We start from the raw sequence: 10,425 nt of genomic DNA, 5'->3' as shown, positions 1-10,425 counted from the left end.
CCATCGACATCAACTTCTAAGGTTCAGAGGGACCGGTTCACGCCGGTCCCGATGACCTCGAAGGTCGATAAGATTGAGGGCGGTCGATCCCATCGGGTCGGCCGCCCTTTTTCTTTGTCCGCAGCCCTGCCGGTTGACTGGCAAACGTCATGCTTGAACGTTATCTCGGCCTGACTGCATCAAGAGGATGACTGCATGCGCGTCGCAATGATCGGCACCGGCTACGTCGGGCTTGTTTCCGGGGCCTGTTTCGCCGACTTCGGCCACGTGGTGACCTGCGTCGACAAGGACGCCGCCAAGATCGATCATCTGAACGCCGGGCGGATGCCGATCTATGAGCCGGGCCTTGAGGATCTGGTCGCGACCAATGTGCGCGACGGCCGCCTGTCCTTCGCCCTGGACGGCGCCGAGGCGATTCGCGCGGCGGACGCCGTCTTCATCGCCGTCGGCACGCCTTCGCGCCGTGGCGACGGTCACGCCGACCTGTCCTACGTCTATGCCGCCGCCGAAGAGATCGCCGACCTGATCGACGGCTTCACGGTCGTCGTCACCAAGTCCACGGTGCCGGTCGGCACCGGCGACGAGATCGAGCGCATCATTCGCGCCCGGCGTCCGGACGCCGACTTCGCCGTGGTGTCCAATCCCGAATTCCTGCGCGAAGGCGCGGCAATCGGCGACTTCAAGCGCCCGGATCGCGTCGTGGTCGGCCTGGAGGATGAGCGTGCCCGCCCGGTCATGACCGAGCTCTACCGGCCGCTGAACCTCAACGAGACGCCGATCCTTTTCACCGGCCGGCGCACGTCCGAACTGACGAAGTACGCCGCCAACGCCTTCCTGGCGCTGAAGATCACCTTCATCAACGAGATGGCCGACCTGTGCGAGAGCCTGGGCGCCGACGTGCAGCAGGTGGCGCGCGGAATCGGCCTGGACAATCGAATCGGGTCCAAATTCCTGCACGCCGGGCCGGGCTACGGCGGCTCCTGCTTCCCGAAGGACACCCTGGCCCTGGTTCGCACCGCCACCGACGCCGGATCGCCGCTGCGGTTGATCGAAACCACGGTCGAGGTGAACGACGCGCGCAAGAAGGGCATGGCTGACCGCGTCGCCGCCGCCCTGGGCGGAAACGACCTTCGAGGCAAGACGGTCGCCCTGCTGGGTTTGACCTTCAAGCCCAACACCGACGATATGCGCGACGCGCCGTCGCTGGACGTGGCGCCGGCCTTGATGGCCATGGGGGCGACGGTCCAGGCCTTTGACCCCGAGGGCATGCATGAGGCGTCCAAGCTGCTGGACGGCGTCGTCTTCCGCGACGGTCCCTATGACGCGGTCGAAGGCGCCGACGTGGTGGTCATCCTGACCGAGTGGGACCAGTTCCGCGCCCTGGATCTGGATCGGGTCAAACTGCTGCTGAAGCAGCCCGTCATGGTTGATCTGCGCAATGTCTATCGCCCCGAAGACATGAAGGCGCGCGGGTTCCGCTACTCGTCGATCGGTCGCCCCGACAAGGCCTGACCGGGCGGGCGGCGACCACGAAAAAGGGCGGCGTCGGGACGCCGCCCTCGATCGCTTCAGCGATGTCGCTTGATCAGCCCGTGAACGGGCGGATCAGAATCTCGACGCGACGGTTCTGGGCCTTGCCCTGGGGGGTGTCGTTCGAGGCGATCGGATTGCGCGCGCTCATGCCCGCGACATAGAGGCGCTCGCGGATCACGCCGCGGTCGATCAGGTAGGAGGCGACCGAAGAGGCGCGGCGCTCCGACAGCGGCTGGTTGATGGCGTCGCCGCCCGAGGCGTCCGTGTGACCGATGACGTCGACCATCGAGCGGTCGTATTCCTGCAGCACGCGCGCCACGTCGTCGAGAACCGGCAGGAAGCGGCTGTCCAGGCTGGACTGGTTGGTGGCGAAGGTCACGTCGGACGGCATGCGCAGAACCAGGTTGTCGCCCTGACGCGCCACGCCGACGCCGGTGCCGGACAGTTCGGCTTCCAGAGCGCGCTGCTGGCGGTCCATGTATTGGCCGACACCCGCGCCGGCGAGGGCGCCGATGCCGGCGCCGATCAGGGCGTTCTTGCGACCCTGTTCTCCGCTGGAGGTATTGGTCAGATAGCCCAGCAGGGCGCCGCCCAGCGCGCCGGCGATGGCGCCGGTGCCGGTGTTGTTGCGGGTCGGGGTCGAGCTGTAGGGGTCGGTCGTGGTGCAGGCGGCGGCGCCGAGCATGGCGGCGATGCTGACGCTGGCGACAATGAGCTTGGCGCGCATGGAATGTCCTTTGTTGCGGCGATCAGGCCGAAAAACGTAGCCCTACGGTGAAGGTTCCAACCTGTATGTCACGTGAATGAGGGCGACAGCCAGCCGCGCGGTTGACCGTGACGCCGCCCATAACCATTTGTTGCAAACGGTCGCACGCCCTCGCCGCCTCAGGGAGGACATGGACGACCGGGTCGCTTGTTTGCGAGGACCGATGACGACGCGCACCATCCTGTTCGACAGCCCCTTCCTTCTGGGCTTTGATCACACCCGAGCCCTGATCGACCGAGCGGCCAAGGCCGCCGCGGAAAGCTATCCGCCCTATAATGTCGAGCAGGTCGGCGAGGCGGCGGTGCGGATCAGCCTGGCCGTGGCCGGGTTCGCGCCTGATGAACTGGCCATCACCCTGGACGGCCGCCAGCTGACCATCGCGGGCAAGCGCGACGAGGCGGGCAGAGGCGAGCAGGCCTTCCTGCATCGCGGCATAGCGGCTCGCGGTTTTGTCCGTAATTTCGTGCTGGCCGACGGGCTGGAGGTGGCCGAGGCGAAGCTTGAACACGGACTGCTGCATGTGGATCTGGTTCGGCCTGAACAGGACCGGGAGGTTCGCCGCATTCCGATCACGACGGCTTGAGAAGCCGTCGAACCGCCCGGCTGGCCGGGCGTTCAGTCAAGCGTAAGGAGGCGGTCCTATGACGCCTGTGATGAACAAGACAGATTTCGCCGATCTGGGCGCGCCCGACCTGGTCTATGTGCGGGCCATTCGCGCATCCGACCTGATGGAGGACGCGCACGTCGAGGTCGGACCCGGCGTGGACATTGATCCCGATCAGATTCTCTATGCGGTCCACGGCGCAGACGGCGAGCGGCTGGCCGTCATGCTGGATCGCGAGACAGCCTTCGCCGCCGCCGCCGCCCATGAGCTGGAGCCGGTCTCGGTTCACTGATTTCAGAAGGCGCGTTCGGCCGGTTTGCCGGCGTGAGGGCGCAATCGCCTTAGGCGGCTGTGGCGGGCGCGTCCTTGACGAACAGGGCGCGTACGGCGTCAACCGTGCGGGCCTGACGCAGGTGTTCGCGCAGTTCCGGCGAACGCATGGCGCGCGACACCGCCGCCAGCGCCCGCAGATGCTCGGCGCCCGCGTTCAGCGGGGCGAACAGAGCGAACATCAGGTCCACGGGGCGATCGTCGAGCGACTCATAGGCCACCGGGGTGTCCAGGCGCACGAAGACGGCGCAGACCCGGTCCAGGCCCTTGATGCGCGCGTGCGGCACCGCCACGCCGGAGCCGAGCCCCGTCGAGCCCAGGGCTTCGCGCTCGAGCAGGGCGTCCAGCGCCCGATCTTCGTCAATGCCCAGCGCGACCGACGCGGCCTCGGCCACGGTATGCAACGCCTGTCGCTTGGATGACACGCCGCCCCGCAGGACGATCCCGCCCGACGACAGCAAATCAGCGATGTCCATAATCACCCCGAACCTTGGTACCCGACATTGCGGAAGGGCGAGGCGTCTTCTAGCGCCTTCGCCCTCCGCGGGGAAGCCTTACGCTCCTGAGCCGTTCTTTGCCTTGAGCGTCCGCTCCGGATCGATCCAGCCGACATTGCCGTCCGGACGGCGATAGACGACCGACAGGCCGCCGTGCGCCGCGTTGCGGAACATGACGATCGGATAGCCGGTCATGTCCAGTTCCAGCACGGCGCGTCCGACCGTGATGGTGCGGATTTCCGATTCGGTTTCGGCGATGACCATGCCGACGGGCGGCGGTTCATCCGGGGCGCCGGCCTCGCCGAACGCCTCATCCTCGACCGTGTCGGGGTTACGGAAGACGGTCATGGCGGCGACTTCGCGGGCCGCATCCTCAGTCTTCTCGGGCGACAGACCCTTGGGGCCGATGTGATGGTCTTTCAGGCGACGCTTGTAGCGACGGACGCGCTTTTCCAGCTTGTCCAGGCTGTCGGCGAAGGCGCCCTGGGCGTCGCCGCCGAATCCGGTCGTCACCAGGCTCTGGCCTGAAGCCAGACGGACCCAGCAATCGACGCGGAAGCCGTGACGGTCCTTGGACACCACGACCTCGGCGTTTTCGCCGCCACGGGCGAAATACTTGCCGACTCCCTCTTCGAGTTCCTGGGAGATGCGCGAGCTTAGCGCTTCGCCGACATCCACTTGCTTGCCGCTGACTTGGATCTGCATAGGCATAGAACGCGACGGGTCGCGTTTGGTGTCAACGCCGATCACCGATTTGTGGTGACGCTTCGCCGCAGCGTGATCAGCCGGCCTTCAGCAAGCGTCGACGCTGGACAGAGGACGGAATTCTAAGGGCTTCTCGATATTTCGCCACGGTGCGGCGGGCGATGTCGATGCCGGTCTCATTCAGGATCTCGACGATCCGGTCGTCGCTCAGCACGTCGCCGTCTGCAGCCTCGCCGTCGATCATGGTCTTGATCCGATGACGGACCGCTTCGGCCGAGTGGGAGGCGCCGCCGTCAGACGACTGGATGGCCGCCGTGAAGAAGAATTTCAGCTCGAAAACGCCGCGCGGGGTGGCGACGTATTTGTTCGAGGTGACGCGACTGACCGTCGATTCGTGCATCTCGATGGCGTCGGCCACCGTCTTCAGCGTCAGGGGGCGCAGGAACTCGACGCCGAAGGCCAGGAAGGCGTCCTGCTGGCGCACGATTTCGGACGCGACCTTCAGGATGGTCTTGGCGCGCTGGTCCAGCGACTTGACCAGCCAGCTGGCCTGGGCGGCGCAGTCGGCGACATAGGCCTTTTCGGTCTCTGAACGGGCCCCGGCCGCGACGACCCCGTGATAGCGCTTGTCCATCAGGAGGCGGGGCAGGGTGTCTGTGTTCAGCTCCACCCGCCAGCCGCCGGCCGGATCCGGCCGCACGTGGACGTCGGGCACGACCGTCTGGGCGGGCTCGCCGCCGAAGCCGGCGCCGGGGCGCGGCGTCAGGCCTTTCAACTCGGCGATCATCTCGGCCAGATCCTCGGCGTCCACGCCGCAGACCTTGCGCAGGGCGGCCAGATCGCGGCGCGCCAGAAGCTCAAGATTGTCGAGCAGGGCTTCCATGGCCGGGTCGAAGCGGTTGCGCTCGATCAGCTGAAGCTTGAGGCACTCAGGGGCCGAGCGGGCCATGACGCCGGTCGGCTCGAAGCCGTGGCAGACGGCCAGAACCGCCTCGATTCGCGCCGGGTCCACGCCCAACCGGTCGGCGATCTCCTGCAGTTCGCCGCGCAGATAGCCGCCCTCGTCGGTGGCGTCGATCAGGGTCAGGGCTATGGCGTGGTCGGCAGGGCTGAAACCGGCGGACGAGGCCTGGGCCTGCAGATGCTCCCACAGGGTGGCGTCACGGGTGTCGGGACGCTCCAGGCCCTCGCCGTCCAGACCGCCGCCGGCGCCCGCGCGAGACCAGTCGGACAGGCCTGGCTGTTCGCCGGTTTCGCCCGCGTCGCGCTTGCGCTCGACGTCGCGTTCGCCAGGCGCGTCGTCATAGAGGTCCTCGGTGCGGGCATCCATGGCCTGCTCGGCCTCGCCCGAGGGCTCGGTAAACTGCAGTTCGGCGGCGTCGCCTGATGCGGCGGCCTCGACCGCTTCGGCGGAGCTGTCGCCGCCGGCTTCGCCCTCGTCGCGCTGCAGCAGGGGATTGCGTTCCAGCTCGCCCTCGACGAAGGCCTCCAGCTCGAGGTTCGACAGTTGCAGCAGCTTGATCGCCTGCTGCAGCTGGGGCGTGATGACCAGCCCCTGCCCCTGTCTGACCTCCAGCCTCTGACCGATCACGGCGCTTCAATCCCTCCGACGGGCGAAGTGGCCCGGTTCTTGCTGGGATCGTGCGGCAGAGACCTTAACGTCTGGCGAACGGCCGGTTCGCCAGGTGGCCGCAACGCGTCAGGCGTACATTTCGCCCAGATAGACGCGGCGGACCTCGGCGTCGTGAACGGCCTCGTCGGCGGTGCCTTCGAACAGGACCGAACCGGCCGAGATGATCGAGACGCGGTCGATGATGTCCAGGGTCTCGCGGACATTGTGGTCGGTGATCAGCACGCCGATGCCCTGGCTGGACAGATAGCGGATCACATGACGGATGTCGGCGATGGCCAAGGGGTCGATGCCGGCGAAGGGTTCGTCCAGCAGCATGAAGCTGGGCCGGGCGGCAAGCGCCCGGGCGATCTCGACACGGCGCCGCTCGCCGCCCGACAGGCCCGTGGCCGGGGCGTGGCGCAGATGGTCGATGCGCAGTTCTTCCAGCAGGCGGGTCGTTTCGTCGCGGACCCCGGCGGCGGTCTTCTCGTGCAGTTCGACCACGGCCTTGATGTTCTGCTCGACCGACATGCCGCGGAAGATAGAGGCTTCCTGCGCCAGATAGCCCAAGCCCATGCGGGCGCGCTGATACATGGGCTGCTGGGTGATCTCTTCACCGTCCAGCCAGATCGCGCCGCTGTCGGCCGGGATCAGGCCGGTGATCATGTAGAAGCAGGTGGTCTTGCCCGCGCCGTTGGGGCCCAGCAGGCCGCAGACCTCGCCGCGCTGGACGGTCAGGGAGACGTCGCGCACCACCTGACGCTGACCGAAGCTGCGGGCGATGTGCTCGACGCGCAGGCCGGTCTGGCGCGCCTCTTCGGCGACGGGCGCTACGGCGTCCGTCTGATCGAGGTTGAGGGCTGAGAGTTCCTTGCGCGCCAAGCGGGGTCAGTTCCCTTGCGGATAGAAGACGCCTTGCACGCGGCCGTTTCCGCCTTCCATGCGGGCGGTCTCGGTGCGGACGTTATAGACGAGACGATTGCCCGTCAGGACGTTCTTGCCCTGGGTCAGGATGACGTCGCCCGTCACCACCACCTCGGCGTTGCTCAGGGTGTAGACGGCGCGGTCGCCGCGCATGCTCTGGTCCGGGGTGACGAAATAGACGTTGCCCGTCGCCTCGACCCGGCTCAGGTCGCCGTTGGCCGTGACGCCGGAGATGGCGTCGGCCCGCAGGCGGTTGCCGCCTTGCGTCAGTTCGGCCCGGCCGCGCAGGGCGAAGCCGTTGGGCGTGTATTCGCCGCCGTCGGCGCCGTACTGGACCGGCTGCTTGGAGGCGTCGGCGCGGCTGCTCTGGGCGCCCGAGGTCGCGGGGACCGTCAGGGCCAGCAGCAGGGCGGCGCCTGCGATCATGGTGTTCGACTTGGACATGGTCATCTGTCGGATCCCGCGGGATTGATGGTCCCGCTCATCTTGTTTTCGCCCTGGCCGCTGAAGACGACCCGTTGGCCCTGATCATAGATGGCATAGGACGAAGCACTGATCGTTCCAAGGGGGCCTCGCCCCTGGACGCCCTTGTCGCCCGTCACCACGCCGGTGTTGGTGTCGACCACGGCTTCCGGCGTGGTCAGGACGAAGCCGGAGCCGCCGTCGGATATCTTGACGTTCGGCCCGATCACCACCTTGCGGCTGGTCTCGATATAGGTGCCGCCGTCGGCGGTCAGTTCCGTCACCTTGCGACCGCCCAGGTTCAGGCGGAGCAGGGGGCCGACCAGACGGAAGTGGCCCGTGGCCGGGTCGCGGATCGCGCCCTTGGCCCCGATGACGAAGGAGCGCCCCTGCGTGTCCTGACCGTGGAACATGGGGTTGTCCAGGCGGATCTCGCGGCTTTCGCTGGCCTTGCGCTCCACGCCCGACATGACGGTGCGAAACACGGTCCAGGTCAGGGCCCCGCCCGCCAGCATCAGGATGATGATGGGCAGGACGCGGCGATACAGCTTCACCCGGCGCGAACGCGCACGCCAGCGCTCGCCGGCCAGGGCCACCCGGGCCTCGTCGGCGCGCTTGCGTGCTTCCTGGGCGTCGCGGTCGCTCATGGGCTGCTCAGGCGTGGGCGAAGATGTCGATCTCGTCCCAACCGGCCAGGTCGAGGCGCGAGCGCGTGGGCAGGAAGTCGAAGCAGGCGCGGGCCAGCGCGGCGCGGCCTTCGCGATCCAGCATGACGTCCAGCTTGGCCTTGATGGCGTGCAGATAGAGGACGTCCGAAGCGGCGTAGTCCAGCTGGGCCTGAGATAGGACCGGCGAGCCCCAGTCCGAGCTCTGCTGGGCCTTGGACATGTCCACCCCGGCCAGTTCGCGCGCCACGTCCTTCAGGCCGTGACGGTCGGTGTAGGTGCGGGCCAGCTTGGAGGCGATCTTGGTGCAATAGACCGGGCGGGTCTCGACGCCGAGGTGCAGGTCGAACATGCCGATGTCGAAGCGGCCGAAGTGGAAGATCTTCAGCACCTTGGGGTCGGCCAGCAGGCGCTTCAGATTGGGGCAGTCGTAACCGGGGCGGTTCAGCCGCACGACATGGGCGTCGCCGTTCCCCGAGGACAGCTGCACCACGCACAGGGGGTCGCGACGGAAGCGCAGGCCCATGGTCTCGGAATCGATCGCGACCTCGGGGCCGAGGTCGAGGCCGTCGGGCAGGTCGCCTTCGTGCAGGTAAACGGTCATGCTTGGAAACTCGGGTGGTCGTTCAGGGCGACAACATAGACGAACCGCGCGCTATCGCTAGGACGCAGCGCCGACCTTCGCCGTTATGGGTGATGAAGTAGGGGGCTGAAATGACAAACGGCGCCGCATCCGATCGGATGCGACGCCGTTTGAGAATATGGTGCCCAGAAGAGGACTCGAACCTCCACGACCGTTAAGTCACTGGCACCTGAAGCCAGCGCGTCTACCAATTCCGCCATCTGGGCCCGGTGGGTCGCCCCGCCGAGGAGCGATCTAATAGGGGGGAGCTTCGGGGCGGTCAACAGGCTTTTTTCCGATCTCTGAAAAAACTGCACCGTTGACCGAAATTCCCGCGAAATCAGCGTTCTATCAGGCCAGCCAGACCATCATCCGGGTATCGGCGATCCCGCCGCGCGCCTGGCTGAAGGCGGGGCGGATCTCCCCCGTATAGAGGAAGCCGGCCTTCTCCAGCACGCGGCCCGAGGCGGGGTTGTCGGCGAAGTGGCCGGCGACCAGGGCGCGGCGCTTCCACCGCTTCGAGGCCCAGACCAGGGCGCCTTCCAGGGCTTCCGTGGCGAAACCCCGACCCCAGAACTCGCGGCCGATCCAGTAGCCGGCCTCGGGCACGGCGTCCTCGCCCTCGAACAGGCCGATGACGCCGACCGGACCCAGGTCCTCGTGCTCGATGACGAAGGTGTTGGCGCGCTTCGGGTCCTGGGAGGCGACGTGCAGGACGAAGTCCTCGGCGTCCTGGACCTGGAAGGGGTGGGGCATGCGCTTGGTCATGCGCGCGATGTCGCGGTCGTTGGCCAGGGCCGCGATGCGGCTGACATCCTGGGCGCCGGGCGCACGCAGGATGAGACGCCGGGTTTCGACGACGGGAGAAGTTTCAATCACGCACATGGGTCACGCCCCTTTGGTGCGACCGCCGTCCTTGTTCATCAGGGCTCGGGCAGTCAGCGAGGCGGGGAAACGCAAACGGGGAGCCTGGTGATCCAGACTCCCCGCGGAAAATTTCCCTGGTCCGGATCGCGGCTTCTTGAGCGACGCGATCCCGGATTTTGTCCAGTTCGCGTTACTCGGCGGCCATGGCCTGAGCGTCGTCGTTGGCCGCGAGAATCGACACGTAACAACGACCGCCACGTTTGGTGGTGAATTTCACCGAGCCGTTCGCCGTGGCGAACAGGGTGTGGTCGCGGCCCAGGCCGACGTTGTCGCCCGGGTGGAAGGTGGTGCCGCGCTGACGCACGAGGATGTTGCCGGCCAGAACCTTCTCGCCGCCGTACTTCTTCACGCCAAGGCGCTTCGACTCGGAGTCGCGACCGTTACGCGACGAACCACCGGATTTCTTGTGAGCCATCTTGCTGCTCCTCTTCTTGGGGTGCTACCGGCCATTCGGCCTGATGGAGCGCACCCTGACGATCTGGTCTGGCGCTGATCCAGCGCCGGTGAATACCTTAGGCTTCGGCGCCTTCAGCCTTGGCGGCTTTCTTGGCGGGAGCCTTCTTGGCCTTCGGGGCCTCGGCTTCGACAGCCTCGACGCGCGGGGCCAGGCCACGGGCGCGAGCGTTGATTTCAGCCTTGGTGATCAGCTCGACCTTGCCGTCCCACTTGGCCTTCTCGCCGGCGCCTTCGATGCCGGTGATGCGCAGGACCGATTCCATCTGGCGGTGGCCGTTCGTGCGGCGGTAGCCCTGACGACGGATCTTCTTGAAGATCTTGA

At 66.9% G+C, this 10,425-nt stretch carries 13 protein-coding genes, 1 tRNA gene and 1 pseudogene; 3 read left to right on the top strand and 12 right to left on the bottom strand.

What is annotated here, in order from left to right; translation table 11 throughout:
• Positions 1-195 precede the first annotated feature (195 nt).
• The gene (locus tag B3K53_RS08775) at positions 196-1,512 is read left to right on the top strand and encodes a UDP-glucose dehydrogenase family protein (RefSeq protein WP_292083824.1); all 1,317 of its coding nucleotides are present in this window, start codon (positions 196-198) and stop codon (positions 1,510-1,512) included.
• A gap of 73 nt (positions 1,513-1,585) precedes the next feature.
• Here B3K53_RS08775 and B3K53_RS08770 read toward each other — a convergent pair whose 3' ends face one another.
• Positions 1,586-2,260, bottom strand: coding sequence for an OmpA family protein (locus B3K53_RS08770; RefSeq protein ID WP_292083823.1), 675 nt, complete (start codon positions 2,258-2,260; stop codon positions 1,586-1,588).
• 202 nt (positions 2,261-2,462) lie between these two features.
• On the opposite strand from B3K53_RS08770, the gene B3K53_RS08765 reads away from it, so the two are divergent.
• Both B3K53_RS08765 and B3K53_RS08760 read left to right on the top strand, forming a co-directional pair.
• A complete protein-coding gene (locus tag B3K53_RS08765) occupies positions 2,463-2,882 on the top strand; it encodes an Hsp20 family protein (RefSeq protein ID WP_292083822.1) in 420 nt (139 codons plus the stop codon).
• Positions 2,883-2,940: 58 nt separating this feature from the next.
• Positions 2,941-3,195: a DUF1150 family protein gene (locus tag B3K53_RS08760; RefSeq protein WP_292083821.1), complete on the top strand. Its 255-nt coding sequence runs from the start codon at positions 2,941-2,943 to the stop codon at positions 3,193-3,195.
• 49 nt (positions 3,196-3,244) lie between these two features.
• Here B3K53_RS08760 and B3K53_RS08755 read toward each other — a convergent pair whose 3' ends face one another.
• From B3K53_RS08755 to B3K53_RS08705, 11 genes and pseudogenes are all read right to left on the bottom strand, one after another.
• Positions 3,245-3,709, bottom strand: a complete 465-nt coding sequence (locus B3K53_RS08755) for a PTS sugar transporter subunit IIA (RefSeq protein WP_292083820.1) — start codon at positions 3,707-3,709, stop codon at positions 3,245-3,247.
• Positions 3,710-3,787: 78 nt separating this feature from the next.
• Positions 3,788-4,435 carry a ribosome hibernation-promoting factor, HPF/YfiA family gene (hpf, locus tag B3K53_RS08750; RefSeq protein ID WP_292083819.1) on the bottom strand — a complete coding sequence of 216 codons (648 nt, stop codon included), beginning with the start codon at positions 4,433-4,435 and terminating at the stop codon, positions 3,788-3,790.
• Between the two features lie 76 nt (positions 4,436-4,511).
• A complete protein-coding gene (gene rpoN, locus B3K53_RS08745; protein ID WP_292083818.1) occupies positions 4,512-6,026 on the bottom strand; it encodes an RNA polymerase factor sigma-54 in 1,515 nt (504 codons plus the stop codon).
• A gap of 108 nt (positions 6,027-6,134) precedes the next feature.
• Positions 6,135-6,929 (bottom strand): LPS export ABC transporter ATP-binding protein, encoded by a 795-nt coding sequence (lptB, locus tag B3K53_RS08740; protein WP_292083817.1) that lies wholly within the window; start codon positions 6,927-6,929, stop codon positions 6,135-6,137.
• Between the two features lie 6 nt (positions 6,930-6,935).
• Complete coding sequence (locus B3K53_RS08735) at positions 6,936-7,421, bottom strand: LptA/OstA family protein (protein WP_292083816.1); 486 nt, start codon at positions 7,419-7,421, stop codon at positions 6,936-6,938.
• Complete coding sequence (lptC, locus tag B3K53_RS08730; RefSeq protein WP_292083815.1) at positions 7,418-8,080, bottom strand: LPS export ABC transporter periplasmic protein LptC; 663 nt, start codon at positions 8,078-8,080, stop codon at positions 7,418-7,420. The genes B3K53_RS08735 and lptC overlap by 4 nt, the downstream gene beginning before the upstream one ends.
• 7 nt (positions 8,081-8,087) lie before the next feature.
• The gene (locus B3K53_RS08725) at positions 8,088-8,702 is read right to left on the bottom strand and encodes a ribonuclease D (RefSeq protein WP_292083814.1); all 615 of its coding nucleotides are present in this window, start codon (positions 8,700-8,702) and stop codon (positions 8,088-8,090) included.
• 158 nt (positions 8,703-8,860) lie between these two features.
• Positions 8,861-8,947, bottom strand: a tRNA-Leu gene (locus B3K53_RS08720).
• Positions 8,948-9,071: 124 nt separating this feature from the next.
• Complete coding sequence (locus tag B3K53_RS08715) at positions 9,072-9,605, bottom strand: GNAT family N-acetyltransferase (protein ID WP_292083813.1); 534 nt, start codon at positions 9,603-9,605, stop codon at positions 9,072-9,074.
• Between the two features lie 172 nt (positions 9,606-9,777).
• A complete protein-coding gene (rpmA, locus tag B3K53_RS08710) occupies positions 9,778-10,062 on the bottom strand; it encodes a 50S ribosomal protein L27 (RefSeq protein WP_292083812.1) in 285 nt (94 codons plus the stop codon).
• A gap of 97 nt (positions 10,063-10,159) precedes the next feature.
• Positions 10,160-10,425, bottom strand: a pseudogene (locus B3K53_RS08705) (bL21 family ribosomal protein); the annotation flags it as partial.

Source organism: Brevundimonas sp. UBA7506, from assembly GCF_002479495.1.
Lineage (GTDB): Bacteria > Pseudomonadota > Alphaproteobacteria > Caulobacterales > Caulobacteraceae > Brevundimonas.
Note: the sequence above shows the minus strand (reverse complement) of the source record. Positions and strands in the feature narration are given on the sequence as shown.